20 protein-coding genes are annotated in these 21843 nt (G+C 70.4%); 12 read left to right on the top strand and 8 right to left on the bottom strand.

The features are described 5' to 3' along the window. The first annotated feature begins 240 nt into the window (after nt 1-240). Together ASG29_RS03975 and ASG29_RS03970 are read left to right on the top strand one after the other, a co-directional pair. Nucleotides 241-1752, top strand: a complete 1512-nt coding sequence (locus ASG29_RS03975) for an ATPase domain-containing protein (protein ID WP_082515591.1) — start codon at nt 241-243, stop codon at nt 1750-1752. A gap of 1 nt (nt 1753) precedes the next feature. Then, complete coding sequence (locus ASG29_RS03970) at nt 1754-3730, top strand: PAS domain-containing hybrid sensor histidine kinase/response regulator (RefSeq protein WP_055980355.1); 1977 nt, start codon at nt 1754-1756, stop codon at nt 3728-3730. 22 nt (nt 3731-3752) lie between these two features. On the opposite strand, the gene ASG29_RS03965 is transcribed toward ASG29_RS03970, so the two are convergent. Continuing rightward, on the bottom strand, nt 3753-5246 hold the full coding sequence (locus tag ASG29_RS03965; protein ID WP_082515590.1) for a diguanylate cyclase domain-containing protein: 1494 nt from the start codon (nt 5244-5246) through the stop codon (nt 3753-3755). Nucleotides 5247-5414: 168 nt separating this feature from the next. On the opposite strand from ASG29_RS03965, the gene ASG29_RS03960 reads away from it, so the two are divergent. The 9 genes from ASG29_RS03960 (at nt 5415) to ASG29_RS16285 (ending at nt 12783) form a co-directional block, all read left to right on the top strand. Then, entirely contained in the window at nt 5415-6203 is a 789-nt protein-coding gene (locus tag ASG29_RS03960; protein WP_055980349.1) for a DUF1206 domain-containing protein, read from the top strand. A 227-nt stretch (nt 6204-6430) separates the two neighbouring features. Next, nucleotides 6431-7942, top strand: a complete 1512-nt coding sequence (locus ASG29_RS03955; protein ID WP_055980346.1) for a B12-binding domain-containing radical SAM protein — start codon at nt 6431-6433, stop codon at nt 7940-7942. After that, nucleotides 7939-9207: a nitric oxide synthase oxygenase gene (locus tag ASG29_RS03950; RefSeq protein WP_055980342.1), complete on the top strand. Its 1269-nt coding sequence runs from the start codon at nt 7939-7941 to the stop codon at nt 9205-9207. Before ASG29_RS03955 ends, ASG29_RS03950 begins: the two co-directional genes overlap by 4 nt. 84 nt (nt 9208-9291) lie before the next feature. Beyond that, nucleotides 9292-9486, top strand: a complete 195-nt coding sequence (locus ASG29_RS03945) for a hypothetical protein (RefSeq protein ID WP_055980341.1) — start codon at nt 9292-9294, stop codon at nt 9484-9486. 106 nt (nt 9487-9592) lie between these two features. Then, a complete protein-coding gene (locus ASG29_RS03940) occupies nt 9593-9958 on the top strand; it encodes a CsbD family protein (RefSeq protein ID WP_055980338.1) in 366 nt (121 codons plus the stop codon). A gap of 7 nt (nt 9959-9965) precedes the next feature. Then, the gene (locus ASG29_RS03935) at nt 9966-11486 is read left to right on the top strand and encodes a PAS domain S-box protein (RefSeq protein ID WP_055980334.1); all 1521 of its coding nucleotides are present in this window, start codon (nt 9966-9968) and stop codon (nt 11484-11486) included. Next, entirely contained in the window at nt 11483-11683 is a 201-nt protein-coding gene (locus tag ASG29_RS03930) for a hypothetical protein (protein WP_055980331.1), read from the top strand. Before ASG29_RS03935 ends, ASG29_RS03930 begins: the two co-directional genes overlap by 4 nt. Before the next feature lie 35 nt (nt 11684-11718). Then, on the top strand, nt 11719-12600 hold the full coding sequence (locus ASG29_RS03925; protein ID WP_055980328.1) for a hypothetical protein: 882 nt from the start codon (nt 11719-11721) through the stop codon (nt 12598-12600). Between the two features lie 24 nt (nt 12601-12624). Then, nucleotides 12625-12783, top strand: coding sequence for an entericidin A/B family lipoprotein (locus ASG29_RS16285; RefSeq protein WP_082515588.1), 159 nt, complete (start codon nt 12625-12627; stop codon nt 12781-12783). A gap of 100 nt (nt 12784-12883) precedes the next feature. Here ASG29_RS16285 and ASG29_RS03920 read toward each other — a convergent pair whose 3' ends face one another. After that, nucleotides 12884-14392 (bottom strand): DUF389 domain-containing protein, encoded by a 1509-nt coding sequence (locus ASG29_RS03920; RefSeq protein WP_235532751.1) that lies wholly within the window; start codon nt 14390-14392, stop codon nt 12884-12886. A 191-nt stretch (nt 14393-14583) separates the two neighbouring features. On the opposite strand from ASG29_RS03920, the gene ASG29_RS03915 reads away from it, so the two are divergent. Next, the gene (locus tag ASG29_RS03915; RefSeq protein ID WP_055980325.1) at nt 14584-16281 is read left to right on the top strand and encodes a class I adenylate-forming enzyme family protein; all 1698 of its coding nucleotides are present in this window, start codon (nt 14584-14586) and stop codon (nt 16279-16281) included. 36 nt (nt 16282-16317) lie between these two features. Here ASG29_RS03915 and ASG29_RS03910 read toward each other — a convergent pair whose 3' ends face one another. The 6 genes from ASG29_RS03910 to ASG29_RS03885 all read right to left on the bottom strand — a co-directional run bounded on the left by ASG29_RS03910 (nt 16318) and on the right by ASG29_RS03885 (nt 21835). Next, nucleotides 16318-17562 (bottom strand): acyl-CoA dehydrogenase family protein, encoded by a 1245-nt coding sequence (locus ASG29_RS03910; protein WP_055980322.1) that lies wholly within the window; start codon nt 17560-17562, stop codon nt 16318-16320. A 31-nt stretch (nt 17563-17593) separates the two neighbouring features. Beyond that, nucleotides 17594-18577 (bottom strand): LysR family transcriptional regulator, encoded by a 984-nt coding sequence (locus ASG29_RS03905; protein ID WP_055980319.1) that lies wholly within the window; start codon nt 18575-18577, stop codon nt 17594-17596. Continuing rightward, entirely contained in the window at nt 18574-20292 is a 1719-nt protein-coding gene (locus ASG29_RS03900; RefSeq protein ID WP_162242930.1) for a tryptophan-rich sensory protein, read from the bottom strand. The genes ASG29_RS03905 and ASG29_RS03900 overlap by 4 nt, the downstream gene beginning before the upstream one ends. 67 nt (nt 20293-20359) lie before the next feature. Beyond that, the gene (locus ASG29_RS03895; RefSeq protein WP_055980317.1) at nt 20360-20596 is read right to left on the bottom strand and encodes a hypothetical protein; all 237 of its coding nucleotides are present in this window, start codon (nt 20594-20596) and stop codon (nt 20360-20362) included. Further along, nucleotides 20593-20985, bottom strand: coding sequence for a hypothetical protein (locus ASG29_RS03890; RefSeq protein WP_055980314.1), 393 nt, complete (start codon nt 20983-20985; stop codon nt 20593-20595). Before ASG29_RS03890 ends, ASG29_RS03895 begins: the two co-directional genes overlap by 4 nt. 244 nt (nt 20986-21229) lie before the next feature. Continuing rightward, nucleotides 21230-21835, bottom strand: coding sequence for a TetR/AcrR family transcriptional regulator (locus tag ASG29_RS03885; RefSeq protein ID WP_055980311.1), 606 nt, complete (start codon nt 21833-21835; stop codon nt 21230-21232). Nucleotides 21836-21843: the final 8 nt, after the last annotated feature.

Here is a 21843-nt window from a genome sequence, read left to right as displayed (position 1 = left end):
CCCGCGCACGCGATCGTGCCCGGGAAACAGTGAAATATCCCCATTCACAGTCACATGCCACCATCATCATGCGCCCGCGACGAAACGGCCCGCGGCGCGTATCGGCGGGTCGCGGCGACATTATGCCCCGCAAAGCGACACCGCCGTCGAAAGGGCGATGACGGATGCCGCACACCGCCTTACGGTCGCGGGCGACCGTTCCGTCTTTCCGGCGCGGTCGCCGTTCACAAGGATATCGTGTTGGTCGCGTTCGATGCCCCCCTCCCGCCGGCGCTGACCGGGATCGTCGGCCTCGACGACATCCTGAACGGCGGCCTTACCCCGCACCGCATGTACCTGGTCGAAGGCACGCCCGGCACCGGCAAGACCACGCTGGGGCTGGGTTTCCTGCTGGCGGGCGCCGCGATCGGGGAGACGGGGCTGTACATCACCCTGGCCGAGACGGAGGTGGAACTGCGCGCCGTGGCCGCCACGCACGGCTGGACGCTGGACGCGCTGAGCCTGTTCGAGATGATCCCCGCCGACGGCCTGGGCGAGGATCAGGAGCAGACCCTGCTCCACCCCAGCGAGGTCGAATTGGGCGAGACGATCCGCGCCGTGATGGCGAAGGTGGAGGAGGTGCGGCCCGCGCGCGTGGTGCTCGACAGCCTGTCGGAGCTGCGGCTGCTGGCGCAGAGCCCGATCCGCTATCGCCGCCAGATCCTGGCGCTCAAGCACTTCTTCTCCACCCGGCAATGCACGGTCCTGTTCCTGGACGACAAGAGCGGGACGGGCAGCGACCTCCAGCTGCACAGCATCGCGCACGGCGTCGTGTCGCTGGAGCAGACCCTGTCGGGGTTCGGGGCACAGCGCCGGCGGCTCCACATCGTGAAGATGCGCGGCCTTCGCTATCGCGGCGGCTATCACGATTTCGAGATCGCGCCGGGCGGCCTGCGGGTCCATCCGCGACTGGTCGCGTCGGACCACGCCACGCACGACACCGGCGATGCGGTATCGACCGGATCGGACGCGCTGGACGCGCTGCTGGGGGGCGGGCTGGTTCCCGGCACCGCGACGTTGCTGACCGGCCCGGCGGGCGTCGGCAAGACGACCGCGACGGTGCAATGCATGATGGCGGCGTTGAAGCGCGGCGAGCGGGCGGCGTATTTCCTGTTCGACGAACGCCTGCCGACGCTGCTGACGCGCAGCGCGGCGCTGGGCATGGACTTGCAGCCCTATGTCGACAGCGGCCAGCTGGAACTGCGCGCGATCGACCCGGCGGAGATGTCGCCGGGCGAGTTCGCGGGATCGATCCGCGTCGCGGTCGAGCAGCGGCAGGCCGCGTTCGTGGCGATCGACAGCCTGAACGCCTATCTCCAATCGATGCCCAACGAACAGTTCCTCGTGCTCCAGATGCACGAGATGCTGAGCTATCTGGGGCAGAAGGGCATCGTCAGCCTGCTGATCCTGGGCCTCCACGGCGTGATGGGGGACATCCGCTCCGACGTGGACCTGAGCTACCTGTCCGATACCGTCGTCCAGCTGCGCTATTTCGAGGCGCACGGGGAAGTGCGGCAGGCGATTTCCGTCATCAAGACGCGCACCGCCCGGCACGAACGCACGATCCGCGAATTCCAGATCGGCCACGACGGGTTGCAGGTCGGCGATCCGCTGCGCCAGTTCCAGGGCGTGCTGACCGGCGTGCCCACCTTCTCCGGCGAGGCCAAGACGCTGATGGCGAGCCGGATGGGCACCCCGGAGGCGCACGGCTGAGATGCCGGACCGCGTCCTCATCCTGGCACCGCGCGGCAGGGACGCGGCGATCGCCGCCGACCTGATGCATCGCAACGGCATCCGGGCGGACGTATGCGCGGACCAGGCGGCGTTGATCGCGCAACTCGATCGCGAGGCCGGGGCGGTCCTGCTGACCGAGGAGGCGCTGGCGGTCGACATGGGGGCCATGGCCGCCTGGGTCGCCAGGCAGCCCGCATGGGCCGACATCACGTTCATCGTCCTGGCGAACGGCGCCCGCACGCCGCGGACGAAGATCGCGACGCAGCGGCTGAGCGACCTGGGCAATGTCGTCCTGCTCGAACGGCCGCTGCATGCCGAAGCGATGCTGGACGCGGTGCGGTCCGCGCTGAAGGCGCGTGCGCGTCAGTACGAGGTGCGGGACGCGGCGGACACGCTCGAACGGGCGGTGGTCGATCGCACGCGCGAGCTGGAGGCGGCGCGCGACAGCCTGGAGATCGCGCTCGACGCCGCGGGCATGGGCAGCTGGGATATCGACCTGCTGACCGGTCAATCGACGCGCACCCTGCGGCACGACGAAATCTTCGGCTATTCCCGTCCCTTGCCGCAATGGACCGTCACGACGTTCCTCGATCACGTCGCCGCCGACCAGCGCGCTGGCGTGGCCGACGCCTTCGATCGTGCGATCGAAAGCGGCGTCCTGGACGTGGAATGCGGCATCGTATCGGCCGACGGCGCGGTCCGGTGGATCGTGGCGAAGGGGCGGGTCCGCTACGACGACGACGGTGTCCCCGTGCGGATGACGGGCGTCGTGTCCGACGTGACGGATCGCAAGGACGCCGACGCGCAACTGGCGCAGGCGCAGAAGATGGACGCGATCGGCCAGTTGACCGGCGGCGTCGCGCACGATTTCAACAACCTGCTGACGCCGATCGTCGGCAGCCTGGACCTGGTGCGGCGTCGTCACAAGGACGACGAGCGGACGCAGCGGATGATCGGCGGCGCGCTGCACGCGGCGGAGAAGGCGGCGACGCTGACGCAGCGGCTGCTGTCCTTCGCCCGGCGGCAGGCGTTGCAGCCGCGGGCGGTGGACGTCGGCGCGCTGATCGACGGCATCGTCGACCTGATCCGCCGGTCGCTCGGCCCGTCGATCGCGGTGGTGCTGGAAGTGCCGCGCCACATGGCGTCGGCGCGCGTCGATCCCAACCAGCTGGAACTGGCGTTGCTCAACCTGGCCATCAACGCGCGCGACGCGATGCCGGGGGGCGGCAAGCTGACGCTGACCGCCGCCGAGGTGGTGGTGGACGAGCGCAACGCGGTGGGGCTGAAGGCGGGCGGCTACGTCCGGCTGCTCGCCTCGGACACCGGGGTGGGCATGGATCGCGCGACGCTGGCGCGCGCGATCGAGCCGTTCTTCTCGACCAAGGGGATGGGGAAGGGAACCGGGCTGGGCCTGTCGATGGTGCACGGCCTGGCGGCGCAGTCGGGCGGGACGCTGCGGTTGCGGAGCGAGCCCGGCACGGGGACCGCGGTGGAGCTGTGGCTGCCCGCCACCGACGAACGCGCGGCCGTGGTCGACGATCGCCATGCCGAGCCGGTGGCCGCGCGCCATCCCGCGACGGTGCTGCTGGTCGACGACGAGGATCTCGTCCGGTCAGCCACCGCCGACATGTTGCGCGACATCGGCTATACCGTGGTGGAGATGAGCTCCGCCTCGCAGGTGCTGGCGGCGGTGCGGTCGGGATTGCAGGCCAACATCCTGGTGACGGACTATCTGATGCCCGGCATGACGGGGGGGCAGCTCATCCACGAACTGCGCGGTGCGGGGGTGCGGATGCCCGTCCTGCTCGTGACGGGCTATGCCGCGGCGGGCGCCGACGTCCCGGTCGACGTCGCGCGCATGGCCAAGCCGTTCCGGCAGGTCGACCTCGCCGCGCGCGTCGACGAACTGTTGCGGACGCCCGCGGCCGCGCGACCGGACCTTCGCTCGGTCGGCTGAGGCGACCGTTTCCGGCGCCCCTTTACGGTTGGCCGGGTTCGATCGTCAGCGACGCGTCCGATCCGTGGATGCGTGCGGTGCCGCGCCGGTTCCGCTTCGCCTCGTACAGCGCCAGGTCGGCGCGGTGGGTGAAATCCGCCTGGGTCGCGATGTCCGGCGCCAGGAACGCCGCGCCGACCGTGGCGGTGACGCCGCGCCGCTGCCCGTCGCGGTCGACGGTGTGACGCAGCGAGCGCAGGATGTTCAGGATCAGACCCTCGATCCGCGCGCAGTCGCGCGGGCGCGTCACCAGCATCGCGAACTCGTCGCCGCCCAGCCGGGCCACGAACGCCTGCGAGAAGGCGAGCCGGCGCAGGCGATCCGCCACGAGGCGAAGCACCTCGTCGCCGGCGGCATGTCCGAACGTGTCGTTCACCGCCTTGAACCCGTCCAGGTCCAGCAGCAGGAGGCAGGCCGGTTCGCCCGCATGACGCGCCGCGGCCATCGTCTGCGCCAGCCGCGTTTCGAAACAGGCACGATTGGGCAGGCCGGTCAGCGCGTCGGTATCGGCGGTCAGGCGCAACGATTGTTCGCGCGCGTGGCGATCGGTCACGTCCTGGAACACGCCGATGATCGCGGCGGGGCGCCCCTCGATCATCTGCGCCTCCCCCATCGACCGGACGCGGCGCTTCAGCCCGTCGGCGGTGTAGAAGTCGCTTTCGAAATCGAACGGATCGCCGGTGGTGGACGCGCGGGTCAGCATCGCGGCGATCTCCGCGCGCCGATCCGGCGGATAGAAGCTCAGGCCCGTGTCGACCGACGGCATCTCCCCCGGCGGCAGGCCGTGGATCGCATACACCTGGTCCGACCAGTGCAGGCTCATGTCCGTCAGGTCGAGCCGCCACGACCCGATGCCCGCCATCCGCTCCGCCTGACGCAGCTGGAGGTGCTGGCGTTCCATCATGTCCGCGTGGCGGCGCGATTCGTTCGACAGGCGAAGCGCGGTCGCGGCGCTGGACCGGGCGCCGATCAGCGAGCTGACGAGCGCCGCCAGCTGGCGCAGCACCCGCCGGTCCGCCTCCGTCAGGACGCGCGGAACCGTATCGATGATGCACAACGTGCCGATGCCGGGCAGGTCGTCCGCGAAACCCTCCGCGCGGGGACGCAGCGGGACGCCGGCGTAGAAGCGGACGTGCGGATCCTGCGTGACGAACACGTTGTCGGCGAACCGGGGATCGCGCGACGTATCCTCTACCACCATCATGTCCTCGACCATGATCGCGTGGGAGCAGAAGGCGTCGCCGCGCGTGCCGCCGGTGGCATCCAGCCCGCATCGCGCCTTGAACCACTGGCGGTGGTCGTCCAGCAGCGACACCAGCGCGATCGGCACGCCCAGCAGGCGCTGCGCAAGCAGCACGATCGTATCGAATTCGTCCTCCCGCGGCGTATCCAGGATCGAGAAGCTTTTCAGCTTCTCCACCCTTTCCGTCTCGCGGACGCGGGTCAGGAGTGCGGCGCTGTCCATCCGGCCAGCCATGCCCGAATTTGGTTAACACGCGATGGCCGCCGCCGCCCGAACGGGCCGGCCCGCGCGCGTCCGGCGGCGGGACGAGGGCCGCGACCCCAGGCGCGGCACCGCGGCAAGGCCATTGCGCGTGTGGAACGAACGCCCCGCGGCACTGTTGTCAGGATCGAAGGAAAAAGCATGGACACCAATTCGCGCCTGACGACCCTGACCAGGATCGGTTTCGCGACCCGCGGTCTGCTGTACCTCGTCATCGCCATGCTTATCCTGCGGACCGGGCGGGCGGAGGACCCGAGCGGCGCGCTCGAATATCTGGGCAACGGTGGCGGACAGCTGCTGCTGGGCATCATGGCCGCGGGCCTTATCGCCTACGGCATCTGGCGCGTCGCCGATGCCGCGTTCGACCTCGAACGCCATGGATCGGATCGCAAGGGCGCGATGGAGCGGCTCGGCGCGGGCGTCAGCGGGATCGTCCATCTCGCGCTGGCGTGGCAGGCGATCGGGCTGATGCGGGGGGTCGCGATCTCCGGCGACAGCACGCGCGAAGGGACGCGGACCGCGTTGCAGCTTCCCGGCGGCTGGGCGCTGGTGATGGCGGGCGCCGCGGTGTTCGTCGTCCTGGGCGCGGTCCAGTTGCTGAAGGCGGCGAAGGGATCCTTCCTCCGCCATCTCGATCCCGCGGTCGCGCAGCAACCCTGGGTGAAATGGAGCGGCCGCGCGGGCTATGCCGCGCGCGGGCTGGTCTTCCTGATCTGCGGCTACCTTCTGGTACAGGCCGGTATCGAGGAGCGGGCGGGCGAGGCCGGGGGCATGGCGCACGTCCTGTCGTGGCTGACCAACCCGTTCGACCTGATCGTGGGCGCGGGCCTGTCGGCCTTCGGCCTGTTCAGCCTGGTGGAGGCCCGGTATCGCCAGTTGCACGACGTGCCCGTCGATGCCGCGATCCGGCGCGCGACCAGCCTGCGGTAACCGACCCGACCGGCAAACGGCCCGACCGACGAATGCGGGCGTGAGAAAATGCCCTCGCATCGTCCCGATCGGGCACGGTTCCGCCCGGATCCATGCCGTTGCGATCATGCGGCCGCCCTGTCGGCGTGATCTTTCCGTTACTTGGCGGATACTGTCCGGTCGTCGCGCCGGACCTTGAAATACCCGCCCCTGTTGGTAGGAATCGGTCCTACGCCGAGGGGGCTCGCATGATATCGTCATCCGCGCAGGTGCGCCGCCTGTCGACGGCGCGCAGCCACGACGCGTTGTTCGTCGACCTGAACAATTTCGCCTCGTTCCCGACGCTGGCGGTCGGTATCCTCGTCGCGGCGTTGCGCAACGCGGGGCACCGCGTCGACCTGCTCGTCCCCCTCGCCTACGACGTGCCCGCCAGCGCGCGCGAAAAGCCGGACCGGTTCGTCCATCACCTGATGCGGCGCATCCACCTGTCCACCGCACCGGGCACCGCGGCGATGATCGACCGCCTGCGCAGCCTGTATTACCGGCGACAGCGCCGCCCGCACCGCATCGTGGTGCGCGAGGTCGCCCGCGCGCTGGACCGCCGACCCGACGTCCTGCTGCTGTCCGCCTATCTGCAACATCACGCCACCGTCGTCGCGCTGTGCCGGCTGGCGAAGGAGCGCGGCGTTCCCGTGCTGCTGGGCGGACCGGCGTTCAACCTGAAGCGGACCGCGGACGAATGGCGCTCAATCGACGGCCTGACCGCGATCTACGGCGGGGAGGCGGACGTCGTCATGCCCGACATCGTCGATGCGATCGTGGCGGGTGGGGACCTGCTCGCCTTTCCCGGCATCCAGCTGCCCGACGGGCGCGGCGCGGTCGGCGCGCCGCCGCTGCGACAGCTCGACCGTTCGCCCGTGCCGGACTTCTTCGACTTCCCCTGGGATCGCTATCCGGTGCGGATCATCCCGATCATGACCGGCCGGGGCTGCCAGTGGGGACGCTGCCTGTTCTGTTCCGACGTGGTGTCCGCCAACGGACGCACCTACCGCACCCGCAGCCTGGACATGGTGCTGCACGAGATGCGCGAACAGGCGCGGCGGTTCCGGACGTCCAGCTTCCTGTTCCTCGACCTGAAACTGAATTCCAACCCGCCCCTCCTGCGCGGGCTGGTCGAGCGCGTGCAGGCCGAGGTGCCGGGCGCGCAATGGATCGGGACGGTCCACGTCGACCTGCGCAAGGACAACGGCCTGACGCAGCGGGAGATCAAGGCGGCGGCGACCGCGGGCATGCGGCGCGTCAGCTTCGGCCTGGAATCGGGTAGCCAGCGGATGCTGGACCTGATGGACAAGGGTGCGTCGGTCGAGGCGAACGAAGCGTTCATCCGCCACGCGAGCGAGGCCGGCATCTCCGTCCGCTGCACGATGTTCAAGGGCTTTCCGGGCGAGACCGCGGACGATCTGGAACGGACCGCGCACTTCCTGGAACGCAACGGCGACCGCATCGACCGCGTCCGGTTCAACGACTTCTCGATCCTGGAGGACACCCCGATCTGGCACGCCGTCACGTCGGGGGACGACCGTTATCCCGACGTCCACCTGCGCGGCGCCGATGTCCGCCACGCCCGCCTCCGCTACACGCGCAGCGGGGGTGAAGGCCGCGCCTATCGCGCCGCGAAGGCGCGCGTGCTGTCGGCGGTGTACGGGATCAACCGGCGCCCGTTGCGGGACGAGGCGCGCATGTTCGACGGGTTGATGTGACCGATCGCTTCACCGCGTCCGATCCCGTGCGGCGGCGGCTGCGCCGGTTGTCGCGCGGCGAGCGGCTGGACGAGGCGATCGCGTTCCTGCGCCAGTTCGCGCGCGAGAACGATGTCGCCCCGACCGCGCTGCGCGATCGCGAACGCGCGGTCCGCGCGGCCGTCCGCCGGCACGGCCATTACGTGCATACCGCGCAGGAGCTGGCGTTCGGCGCGCGCCTCGCGTGGCGCAACCATGCGCAATGTTCGGGACGGCTGACGTGGAAATCGTTGCGCGTCGTCGACCGCCGCGACGTGCGCGATCCCGAGGCGATCCTCGCGCGGACGCTGGACGACCTTGCCGCCGCGGTGGGCGACGGCCGCATCCGCGCCTCGATCTCGATCTTCGCCCCCGCGACGGAGACGACGCTACCCGCCACGTTCGACAGCGTCCAGCTGTTCCAATACGCCGGATATGCCCGCCCCGACGGATCGGTCCTGGGCGACCGGGCCGGTATCGAGCCGACGCGCACCGCCGAACGACTGGGCTGGCGACGCCCCGACGTTCCCGGCGCGTTCGATCTCCTGCCCGTCACGATCCGGGACGAACGCGGCGCGCGCCACGCCTTCGAACTGCCCGCCGCCACCGCGCGCGAGGTGACGATCGCGCACCCGACCCTTCCGGGCCTGCGCGACTTGGGGCTGCGCTGGTACGGGGTGCCCAGCGTGACGAACATGGTGCTCAGCATCGGCGGCATCGACTATCCCTGCGCGCCGTTCAACGGCCATTACGTCGCGACCGAGATCGCGTCGCGCAACCTGACCGACGCCGGGCGGTACGACCTGCTGGAACCCGTCGCGCGCGCGCTGGGCATCGCGGTCGGCGACGGATCGCGGTCGTTGTGGCGCGATACCGCGCTGACCGAGCTGAACCGCGCCGTCCTGCACAGCTTCGACCGCGACGGCATCCGCATCGCGGACCATCACGAGGTCAGCGCGCAGCATATGGAATTCGCGCGCCAGGAACAGCGCGCGGGGCGCGCGGTGTCGGGTGAATGGTCCTGGGTCGTCCCGCCGCAGGCGAGCGCGGCGTGCCCGACCTTCCACCTCCCGATGCGGAACCTGCATGCGGTGCCCAATTTCTACCACACCCGCGCGTCCGGCGGCGGCGCGTTGCGGATCGACCGCACGTACCTGCGCGACGGCAAGTGGACGCACCGATGGGAACGGATGAAGCGCCGGGTGCGCGACTGGCGGCGCCGGCGCGACCACCTGTGGCAGCGGTGACGGCCCGCCCGTAGCGGCGATCTACCATGCGGCAGGTACATCCGCATGATGTCGGGCACGGACATTCGCTGGTAGCACAAGCGGATGGACGCCGACCATGACACCCGCCACCCGTTCCGTTCCGCGACGCAGGAGAGCGACTACATGCGCCGCCGCGCCGAGGAGCACCGCGTGCTCGCCGACCGGACCGAGGAACCCGGCGCGCGATCGATCCACCGGCGGCTGCAACAGCTGTACCAGGAACAGGCCGACCTGCTCATGATGGTAGTTCCAGACTAGGTACATACGCAAGAATACCAGGAACGCGCGTCCCGCCGATCGGTTGATGCGCCCGAACCGGCCGCGCTCTTGCGGTCCGGCCGGGCCAGTCCACCGAGGAACGACGATGAACGATGACGAATTCCGGGGCGGCGCCCGCTATGTCGGCGGCAAGGTCGAAAAAGCCGTCGGCGACGCGGTCGACAGCCGCGCGTGGCAGGTCGACGGTATCGTCGATCAGGTCGCGGGCGCCGCGCAGCACGGGTACGGCCGCGCCCGGTCGATCGTCGGCGACGCGATCGACAGCGCACCCGAACTGGCGGAAGAAGCGCGCGACCGCCTGACGGCGGCGGGCGAGCGCGCGGCGGACACCGCGCAGCGCGGCGGCCGGGCCGCGGCGCGGGCGGTCGAGGACACGCCGGTCCTGTGGGCGGTCGCCGCGGCCATCGCCGGCTACGGCCTTGCCTGGTTCGTGCACGGTCGTCGCGACTGATCCCGCCATGGCCGCCGCGACGTTCAAATCCCTGCGCGAGACCGCCGACCTGCGCCATCTGCGCCAGATCGTCGTCGGCCTGGACGAGGGCGTGATCCTGATCGATCCCGACCAGAGCCTGTTGTGGGCGAACGACGCCGCGCTGGTCATGCACGGCGTGGACGATATCGCTGCGCTCGGCGCGACGGTGGACGAATATCGCGCGCGGTTCCAGCTGCGCTATCGCAACAACCACCGCGTCGAGGCGGACGATTACCCGATCGAGCGCGTCGTCGCGGGCGATTCCTTTTCCGAGGTGGTCGTCGAGGTGACCGTGGCGGGGGAGGACAGCCCGCGCTGGGTGCACCAGGTGCGCAGCCTGGTCCTGAACGACGCCGACGACGCCGAACCCGCGTGCCTCGTCCTCATCATCCAGGACGTGTCCGCACGGTTCGAGGCGGAGGACCGGTTCGAACAATCGTTCAACGCCAACCCCGCGCCCGCGGTGATCTGCCGGTTGGGCGACCTTCGGTTCGTGAAGGTCAACCAGGGGTTCCTGGACATGACCGGGCACCGCCGCGACCAAGTCTTGTGCAGGACGGTCTACGACATCGACGTGCTGCGCGCGGCCGAGCGCCGCGACCTGGCGAAGGAGCGGCTGGGCGAGGGGCGCACGATCCCGCAGATGGAGGCCGAGCTGGAGCTGCCCGACGGCGGCACGAAGCTGGTGATCGTGGCGGGACAGCCGATCGACATGGGCGAGCAGCCCTGCATGCTGTTCACCTTCGCCGACCTGGAACCGCGGCGCAAGGCGCAGGAGGCGCTGCGTCACAGCGAGGAACGCTTCACCCGCACGTTCCAGATGGCCCCCGTCCCGATGGCGATCGGCGCGCGCGACGGCCACCTGCTGTGCGAGGTCAACGCCAGCTTCACCGCCCTGACCGGCTATGGCGCGACCGAGATCATCGGCCGTCCGCTGGGCGACGTCGAGCTGTGGGAAAGCGGCGCGGTCCGCCACGGGATCGAGGAGGCGATCGCCGGCGGTCACGACCTGCGCGGGCATGAGGCGCGGATCCGGGCGAAGGACGGCGCCGCGATCGACTGCATCGTGTCGACCGAGGCGATCCGCCTTGGCGACGACGCCTGCATCCTGTGGGCGTTCCAGGACATCACCCAGCGCAAGGCGACCGAACTGGAACTGGTCGAGGCGATCGAGGCGGTGATGAAGGACACCAGCTGGTTCAGCCGCTCGATCATGGACAAGCTGGCGCGGCTGCGCGCGCCCCAGACCGAGGTCGACGGTCCCGGCCTGGACGACCTGACCGCGCGCGAGCGCGAGGTGCTGGCGCTGATCTGTCGCGGCTACGACGACAAGACGATCGCGCGGACGCTGGACGTCGCGGGCAATACGGTCCGCAACCATGTCGCGCGCATCTACGCGAAGATCGGCGTCAACCGGCGCATCGCCGCCGTCGCCTGGGCACGCGCCCGCGGGTTCGACGGCGAGGGCGTCCGGTATCACAAGATCGAGCAGGAGACGGCAGCATGACCGCCCGACGCCCAGGCGCCGATGCGCGCGACGATTCCGGCGCGAAAGCCGCGGCCGCGACCCGCACGGCAAAGGGATCGGTTCAGGAAGCGATCGGCAAGCTGATCGGCGACGATGCGGCACGCGCGCGCGGCACCGCCGAGAAGGAAGCCGGCGCGGCCGATAGCGCCGACATCGAGAAACCCCCGCGGCGCTGACCGCGGCGACCCATCCGTTTCAGACAGGAGCAATCATGGCGACCAACGTAGTAACCGGCCTCGTGCCGGCCGAAGAGGCATATTTCGGCAAGACGCCGACCCGATTGTCGTGGGGGGCGATCTTCGCCGGCGTCGTCATCGCCGTCGCGGTGCAACTGGTGCTCGGCATCCTGGGTGCGGGCATCGGCCTGACCATGGTCGACCCGGTCGACGGCACGACCCCCGGGGCGACCGGGTTCGGGATCGGGGCGGGCCTGTACTGGCTGGTCACCACCGTGCTCGCGCTGGGCGCGGCCGGCTATGCCGCGGCGCGCGTCGCGGGGGTCCATGACCGGTTCGACGCGCTGGTCCACGGACTGGTCGTGTGGGGCGTCACGTTGATCCTGACGCTGTATCTCCTCACCTCCGCGGTCGGCGGCATCATCGGCGGCGCGTTCCGCACCGTCGGCGCGGTCGCGGGCGCGGCGGGCAGCACCGTAGCCGCCGCCGCACCGAAGGCGGCCTCGATCGCGGGCATCGACGAGGGCGACGTCCGCAGCGAGGCCGCGGCCTATCTGTCCGACGCGCCGACCGATCCGGCGCAGATGACGCCGGAGCAGGCGCAGAAGGAGATCGCGAAGCAGCTTCCCGCGTTGGCGCGCGGCGGCGACGAGGGCATGCGTGCGGAAAATCGCGTGGTCGACATCGTGGCCGCACAGCGCCGCATCCCGCGCGAGCAGGCGCAGGCGCAGGTCAGCCGCGCGAAGGCCGATGTGGTGAAGGCGAAGGACGCCGCCGTCAGCACCGCCAAATCGGCGACCGACGCCGCCGCGGGCGCCGCGGCGGGGACGTCGTTCATCCTGGTCCTCGCCCTGCTGGCGGGTGCCGGTGCGGCCGCGTTCGGCGCCTCGGCCGCGACACGTCGGCGTCTGCGCTGACATCTTCATCGAAAGGACAGGATCATGACGAACAAGATCGCACTGGCGGCCGGCCTGACCGCCCTGATGACGCTCGCCGCCTGCAACACCGTCGACGGCGCGGGCAAGGACCTGAAGTCCGCGGGCACCGCGGTGTCCGACGTGTCGGGCAAGGAAGGCAAGCGGAAGAGCGGCGACAAGTAACGATCGGTCTGCCGGTTCTCCGCCGGTCGGGGAGGGCCGGACGCCGGTCGGGTCGACGGCCATGCCGTGCGCGGGTGACGACGTGGCGTGCGCCGCGGCGTCACCCGCCCGTCGTTCGGCGCTCTTCCGGCGGCGCCCAGGCAAGCGACAGCGGGCCGCGCGCGCTGCCCGTGACGGCGGTGGCGCCCTGGTCGCCGATACCGGTCGCCACCGCCGCACGTTGCGCCGCGGTACCGCCGTCTACCACGATCGCACGCCCGGTGCGTGCGCCCGCCCACGCGGCCGTCGCCAGCGCGGTGACGTCGATCACCCCCTCCACCAGGCCGATCGACGGCAGGCCGACATCGGACGGCGGCGCGAGTGCGACGGTCCAGCCGGGCAACGCCCGGGCGGCGCGCTGCTCCAGCGCGCGATAGCCGCGCGCGTCCACCCCCGGCAGCGTGGCCGACGTGGCCGTCAGCCGACGGTCCTGCGGATCGACGCGCACCGCGGCCTCGTCGATCCCGGCTAGCAGCGCGAGGTCCGCGACGGCACGACGGCGACGGCCGTCGTCGTCCGCCTTCGCCGCGCCCGCCTGCGCGATCTGCACCGCCTCCACGCCGCCTTCGTCGGACGTGGCGCGCAGCTGATCGACGTGCAGGTCCACCGGGCGGCCGAGCCGGTCGACGAGCGCGGCGTTCAGCACGCGGTCCGCGCGCGGATCGATCCGGGGGGTCAGGACCATTGCGCGTATCCGCATCGGGCGGGCGGCGTAATCGATGTCCAGCTGCCCCAGCCGCGAGGCCCCCGCGAAATGATCGCGGATGGCGTCGCGCACCTGCCTTTGCGCGGCGGCCTCGAACGCGATCTGGCGCAGGGCGGTGCCCAGCGGGACCGACAACAGCCCCAGCCCCCCGACGAACAGCGCCACCTGCCACCCCGTATGCTGCGGCGACAGGTGACTGCCGAAACCATGGACGCGCGCGACCAGCGCCGCCGTTAGTGCGATCGTGATCGCGTTGGTCAGGAACAGCAGCGATGCGCCGGAAAATATGGTCCAGTTCATCGTCGCGATCCCGAAGCCGACGACCGCCAGCGGCGGCATCAGCGCGATCGCGATGGCGACCCCCACGACCGTGCCGCCGCGACCGCGGATCAGCGCATAGGCGCCCGCCACCGCCGACAGCAGCGCCACGAGCAGGTCGAACAGGGTCGGCCGGGTCCGTCCCGCGATCTCGCCCGTGATGGTCTGGATCGGCGAGAGCGAGACGAACACGACCGACAGCACGACCGCGATCGCGCTTCCCGCGACAAGCGCGGTCAGGGCGCGGCGGATTTCGTGAGTATCGAAGGTCGCGATGCCGAAGCCCAGGCCGATGATCGGCATCATCAGCGGCGACAGCAGCATCGCCCCGATCAGCACCGCGACCGACGGCATCAGCAGACCCAGCAGCGAGATCGCGGCGGAAACGACGATCAGGAAGGCGTATCGCCCGGTCCAGCCGGAATCGGCCGCGATCTGGCGCAGCACCGCGTCGTGATCGACGCCCCCGACCACCCACATCCTCCACCATCGTCGCAACTTGCCGCGCTGCGGCGCATGGCGCCCGTCGTCCATCCGATCGTCCATGGCCAGCACCGCTATCGCAAAGGACCCGCGATGCGAACCTGCCGGAACGGTTGCTTCTGCCGCGACGAGGGTGCATTCCCCGACATAACGAAAGTTACGGGAGCCGCGATGCCGCCGCCTGCGGCCCATCGCGCGACGCCCGATCGACGGGCCGGACGGCGATAACGCCGCGGCAGGAGAGGACCGGACACGTGCATTACGCGGAACTGAAGCAGGCGCGGGAAGAACTGACCGGACCCGGCGGCATGTTCGAGATCGTCCGGACCGACGTGCTCGGGCGCGACGTGCTGGCGTATCGCAACGCGCCGGGGTCGGTCCGCGACATGTGGCGGGCCACCGCCGCCTTCGCCGACCGCGACTATCTGGTCTACCGCGACGAACGGCTGACCTATCGGGACGCGCACCGGCAGGTGGACGCGGTCGCGGCCTGGCTGTGGGCGCGGGGCGTGCGGCCGGGTGATCGCGTCGGGATCGCGATGCGCAACTATCCCGAATGGATGCTGGCCTATTGGGCGTGCGTGTCGATCGGCGTGGCCGCGGTGGGGCTGAACGCGTGGTGGACCGCGGAGGAGATGGCATATGCGCTCGACGATGCGCGGCCCGCGTTCCTGTTCCTGGATGCCGAACGACTGGCGCGGCTGCGCGAGCGCCCGGGAATGGGCGACGGCATCGGGCTGATCGGCGTCCGCCTGTCGGGGGCGGAACCGGACGTCACCCCATGGGCCGACGTCGTCGCGCACGGCGGCGCGATGCCCGACGCGGACATCGATCCGGACGCCGACGCCTGCATCTTCTACACGTCCGGCACCACCGGCCATGCGAAGGGGGCGCAGCTGACGCACCGCGGCTGCGTCACCAACCTGTTCAACATGCTGTATTCCGGCGCCTCGACCGCGCGGGCGATGGAACTGGCCACCGGGGTCGCGCCGCCCGCCGAGCCCCCCGCCCCACCCGTCACGCTGCTGACCACCCCCCTGTTCCACGTCACCGCCAACAATTGCGGCGCGTATCTGACGACCGCGGCGGGGGGCACGCTGGTGCTGATGTACCGGTGGGACGCGGGCGAGGCGCTGCGGCTGATCGCGGATGAGCGCGTGTCCTCGATGAGCGGGGTGCCGACGATGGCGCGGGAGATCATCAATCATCCCGCCTTCGCGACCACCGACACGTCCAGCCTGCTGGCGCTGGCGGGCGGCGGGGCGCAGGTTCCGCCCGACCTGGTCCAGCGGATCGACGCGGAGGTCGGCACCGCCCGCCCCAGCACCGGCTACGGCATGACGGAGACGTGCGGCATCATCACCTCCGTCGGCGGCGATTTCTTCGTCGACCGGCCCGACAGCGCGGGCCCGGCGATGCCGGCGTACGAGACGATGTGCGTCGACGACGACGGCAATCCCGTCCCGCCGGGCGCGATCGGCGAATTGTGGGTGAAGGGCGCGGCCGTCATCAAGGGCTATATCAACCGCCCCGATGCGACCGCCGCGACGATCACCGACGGCTGGCTTCATACCGGGGATATCGCGCGGATCGACGGGGACGGCTTCATCTTCGTCGTGGATCGCAAGAAGGACATGGTGCTGCGCGGGGGAGAGAACATCTACTGCGCGGAGGTGGAGGCGACGATCTACCGCCACACCGCGATCGCGGAATGCTGCGTCTTCGGCGTGCCCGACGAGCGGCTGGGCGAGGAAGTCGGCGTCGCGGTGGTGGCGAAACCGGGCGCGACAGTGTCGATCGATGCGCTGCGCGACCATTGCGCGGCCCTGACGGCACGGCACAAGGTCCCGCGCTACGTCTGGATCCTCGACGAACCGTTGCCCCGCAACGCCAGCGGCAAGTTCCTGAAGCGCGAATTGCGCGCCCGCCTGGTTCCCTCGCCGATCACCTGACCGGCGAGGGCGCGACGCGCCGCGACGGCCGGTGGATCAGTGCAACGCCAGTTCGTTGCGCCCCACCACCATGTGGTGCACCTCGTCCGGCCCGTCGGCGAAGCGCAGGTGGCGCACGTCGGCGTACAATTCGGCCAGCGGGGTCCATTTCGAAATGCCCGTCGCGCCGTGGATCTGGATCGCCTGGTCGATGATCTGGCACGTCTTTTCCGGCACCATCGCCTTCACCATGCTGACCCAGACGCGCGCCTCGCGATTGCCGAGGACGTCCATCGCCTTCGCCGCCTTCAGCACCATCAGCCGCATCGCCTCGATCTCGATCCGCGCACGCGACACCAGTTCCAGGTTCTTGCCCAGCATGATGAGCGACCGGCCGAACGCCTCGCGCGAATTGCCGCGCTTCACCATCAGGTCGAGCGCCACTTCGGCCTTGCCGATCGTCCGCATGCAATGATGGATGCGCCCCGGCCCGAGCCGGACCTGCGAGATCTCGAACCCGCGCCCTTCGCCCAGCAGGATATTCTCCTTCGGCACGCGCACGTCGTCGAAGCGGATGTGCATGTGGCCGCGCGGCGCGTGATCGGCGCCGAACACGTGCATCGGGCCCAGGATCTTAACGCCCGGCGCATCGATGGGCACCAGGATCTGCGACTGCTGCTGCGACGAGGGTGCGTCCGGGTTCGTCTGCACCATCGTAATCATCACCTTGCACCGCGGATCGCCGGCGCCGGAGATGTAGTATTTCTCCCCGTTGATGACCCATTCGTCGCCGTCGAGCCGCGCCTGGCAGCGGACGTTCTTGGCGTCCGACGATGCGACATGCGGCTCGGTCATGGCATAGGCCGAGCGGATCTCGCCCGCGAGCAGGGGTTCGAGCCACTGCTTCTTCTGCTCCGGCGTGCCGACGCGTTCCAGCACCTCCATGTTGCCGGTGTCGGGCGCGGAGCAGTTCAGCGCCTCCGACGCCAGCGGCGACTTGCCCAGTTCGGCGGCGATATAGGCATAGTCGAGGTTCGACAGCCCCTCCCCCGTCTCGGCGCTGGGGAGGAAGAAATTCCACAGTCCCGCCGCCTTCGCCTTGTCCTTCGCGCCTTGCAGCAATTCCAGCTGCCCCGGTGCGAAGCTCCAGCGGTCGGCGCGTCCCTCGCCCAGCCGCTGATATTCGTCGTATATCGGATCGACGTGATCGTGGATGAACCGCTTGACCGCGTCGAACAACGGGCGCGCGCCTTCGGACATGCGCAGGTCGTCGAGTTCGGGGATCGTGAAGATGTTCGTCATGGCGGGACCCTGATGATGGACTGCCCGCGTGCTACCGCGCCGCGGACGATCGCGCCAATGGCGGTTCCCCATCATGGCCATGAACCATGTTCATGACCATGTCCCGCCGGTCGGCCATGAAACGATCGAGGATCAGCGCACGCAGCCAGCCGTTGCCCGGGTCCCGCTCCGCCACGGGATGCCACAATAATTGCAGCGGACGCGGGGCGATCGCGAAGGGCAGCGGCACGATGCAATTGTCCGCGACCGGCAGCAACGCATCGGCATGGGTGCCCAGCAGCGTCAGAAGCATGTCCGACTGCGCGACGATCCGCCATGCCGACCAGATGTTCTGGCACCGGACCGCCACCCGCCGCGTCCGGCCCATCGCCGCAAGCGCCTCGTCCTCCAGCCCGGGACCCGACGACCGGGGCGAGGCGAGGACATGGTCCGCGGCCAGATACGCCTCCAGGTCCAGCTGCGCCGCGATCCCCGGATGCCCGCGTCGCGCCGCGACGACCATCGTGTCGCGCTGCACGGGGATCGCGCACAGGCCGGCGGTCGCGTCACTGGCCACGTCGATGGCGAGGTCTAGGTCGCCGCGTGCCAACGCACCGGCGACGTCGCTGCGACGGAAATCGACGCTTGCCAGCGTCACGCCCGGCGCCGCGCGCATCGCGCGATCCACGATGCCCGCGAACACGCGAGCTTCGTTCGCCTGGCGCAACCCGATCCGGAACGCGCGCGTCGCGGTGGCGGGATCGAACCGCGTCGCGGCCACCAATGCCTGTTCCAGCCCCCTGAGCGCGTCGCGGACCGGATCGATGATCGACCGGGCCAGCGCGGTGGGCACGATCTCGTTCCCCGCGCGCACGAACAGTTCGTCGTCGAACACCGCACGCAACCGGGCCAGCGCATGGCTGATCGCGGATTGCGACAGGTTCAGGTGGCGCGCCGCCGCGGTCACGCCGCGATGCGTGTAGATCGCCTCGAACGTGCCGAGCAGGTTCAGGTCGATCCGGTTGATCGCCTTCATGCGCGCGGCGCGGGATTGTCGCGCCAGATGCGCGTGGCGAGCAGGGTGGCGAAGCCCAGCCACAGGGTCAGCGGCACGCCCGCGGCGGCGGCGGGGCGGTCCACCTTCGCCGCGGTCGCGACATAGGCCGCGCTCGTCGCGACCATCGCGCCCGACGCCACCGCGCTCGCGCCGAGCCGCTTCCGGCGGAAGAACAAGGCGGTCCACCCGCCGATCATCGCGCCGTTCGCCAGCCACAGGCCGACCGCGGCATCGCGCGCGGGCCCAGGGGGACGGCGCAGCAGGCGGTATCCGCCGACCGCAAGGCCGGTTTCCAGCACCGGCCAGACCGCGCCAAACACCGCGTCCGGCGGCGTGACGCCCGGCTTGTCCAGCCCGCGATACCAGCGGCGGATGCCCGGATGCGCCGGATCGGGCGCATTGCGGCGCCCCACCACGGCGCTCACGGCCAGCACCGTACCGACGATGCCGAGTGCGATCGCGGGCGACAGGCCCGCGGGCGGGGCGGCGTCCGTCGCCACGGGCGGCGCGCCGTCGTAGCGCGACAGGTCGGGCGCCGTCGATCCGCCGCCGGAGAACGTCGCGGCGATGCCGCGCACCGCGGGCAGGCTGGCGACCGACAGCGCGGCGTGGAGCACGCGGATACCCGTCGCGCTGTGCGGGTTCATCAGCCGCGGCGCGATCTTGGGCACTCCCTGCGCATCCTCCACCATCGGGCGCATCGCCCGTTCGTAGGCGGCGAACGCCGCGCGGACATCGTCCGTCCGCGCCAGCTCCCCCGCCAGGACATAGGCGCCGGTGACGGCCAGGGTCGTGCCGTAGCCCGCGATCGGCGTGGCGCACCAGGCCGCGTCGCCGGTCAGCACGACGCGGCCCATCGACCAGCGCGGCATCCGCACCTGCCGCAGGACGTCGAAATAGAAATCGTGGGTCGCCTCCATCCCGTCGAGCACGCGGCTCGCCTGCCACCCGGCATCGACGAACCGCTCGCGCAGCCACGCCTTCTGCCGCCCGACATCCCAGTCCTGCTCCCCGCCCGCCGGCCCCTGGACCGACAGCATCGCGCGCGTCGTCCCGTGGCGGTCGGGACGAAGCGATATGCTGCGCCCGCCGGTGGCATTGTACCAGCGCCACATGCGATCGTCGTCGGGAGTGCGGGGGATCGTGAAATAGGCGATCGTCAGGTCCATCCAGCGCGGCCTGTTCTCGCCCGCGAACGACCGTTCGCGCGTCGCCGATCCGACGCCCTCCGCGACGATGACCGCGTCGTAGCGTTCGACCGCGCCACCCGCGAAGGTGACGCAGGCGCCCCGGTCGTCCTCCACGACCCCGGCGACATGGTCCCCGAACCGGTACGTCGCGCGGTCGCGTGCGGGCTCGTACAACAGCCGGGCCAGGTCGCCGCGCAGGATCTCCATCTCCGCCGTAGGCCCGTCGCCCGCCGCGTCGCCCGCGGGGAAGGACGCCGCAGGCCGCCCTTCGGCATCGATCCAGACCGTACCTTCCTCGCCGGTGCCGTGGTCGAGCGCCGCCTGCTCCAGCCCCATGCGGCGCAGCACCTCGCGGCCCGGGCCGCGCACGTCGATATTCTGGCCCCCGTCGCGGAAGGCGGGCGTCCGCTCGACGACGGTCACGTCGAAACCGGCGCGGCCCAGCCACCAGGCCGCGGTGTTGCCCGCGACGCTGGCGCCGGTGATGAGGATCTTGCGGGACATCGAACGGCGCTCCTTTCCCCTTCAACGCACGAGGGACGGTAAGTCGCCTTCGTCGCGCGATCCGCGATCACCGTCGTACAGGGGCGGGCGGCAGCCGATCCGGCGGGACCGCTTCACCGGCAGTCGCGATCCGCACCGGCATGGCCGCGATGGCGGCCCCTTCGCGATCCAGCACGTCCCAGGCGGCGGCCGACGCGACGATCGGGAGGACGATCCAGGCCATTCGGCGCCAACCGCCGCCGGCGCGCCGCGGCATCGTCCGCCCGCCGTCCGGCCCCTCCACCGCATTCGCGACCGTGGTCATGCATGCATTCCCCGGCGCGAGCGCGCGGCGGCGATGCTGGTCAGCAGCGCGCGATACTGCGCCGGGGAGAAACCGGCGTCGAGAAAGGCCGCCAGTTCGTCGGCCGACACCGCCCGGCCGCGATGCCAGCTGAGCACCGCCATCCGCCGCAACGCCTCCAGCCGCGGGTCGGCGAGGTGTGGACTGTGACGGCGGCCGCCGAACACCGCGCCGAGGGCGATCGACACGGCACCCGGCCGGGACAGCGACGACAGGCGGTCGCGACGGGCCAGCGCCACCACCGACCATTCCAGCGCGCTCAACCCAGCGGGCGCCGCATCGACATCGTCATGTCGCGGCGCGCGATCATGGACGAGCAGCGGATCGATCGAGAAATCGACATAGGCCATGGATCATTCCCCTTTTTGATGCCGCGGACGGACACGATCCGACGATCGCGGCGACACGCCTTTCCGGCGTGGCGACACGTGGCGGTCGATCCGCGATGCGGACGGTTTTGGTACGGAAGGTGCCGGTCGTCCCGACACGCCACCCTGGACGCGACTTGTTCTGTACTGGCTGGTATATAAAGCGTGACGGAGGTCGTCAACGCTTTTGTACCGGTCGGTACGGATTATTTCGCGGCGACGCGGCCTATCGTGTCGGCCATACCATCAGGCTGGTTTCCACCACCCGTTCCAGATCGGCGCGCGTGGCGCCCGATCCGGCCTGCACGGCCATCCCCTGCAAGATGGTGTACAAGTAGGCGGTCAGGCCTGGCACATCGACATGATCGGGCAGGTCGCCGTCGCGCTTGGCCTGTTCGAACCGCTCGACCAGCGCGGCCTGCGACGACGCGCGTCGCTGGATCACGTCGGCCTTGATCGATTCGGCCTCCGCGCCGCACGCGGTCGCACTGATGACGCCCAGGCATCCCCTGGGGTCGCAACTGCTCATCTGCGCATCGATCGACCCGCGCATGAAATATTCCGCCACCGCCCGCGCGGTCGGCTGCTTCAGCGCCTCGCGCGTGTAGGCCAGCTTCTCGATCTCGTACAATTCCAGCGCCTTGTGGAACAGCGCTTCCTTGTTGCCGAAGGCGGCGTACAGGCTGGGCTTGGTGATGCCCATCGCGGCGGTCAGGTCCGCCATCGACGCGCCGTCATACCCCTTCGCCCAGAACACCCCGAGCGCCGCCGTCAGCGCCCGGTCGGTGCAGAATTCGCGGGGACGTCCCTTGCTGGCGACTGCGGCTTCCATAACGGCCG

It is taken from the genome of Sphingomonas sp. Leaf412 (genome assembly GCF_001425405.1).
Taxonomy (GTDB): domain Bacteria; phylum Pseudomonadota; class Alphaproteobacteria; order Sphingomonadales; family Sphingomonadaceae; genus Sphingomonas.
This window is presented reverse-complemented; position numbering and strand designations above follow the sequence as displayed.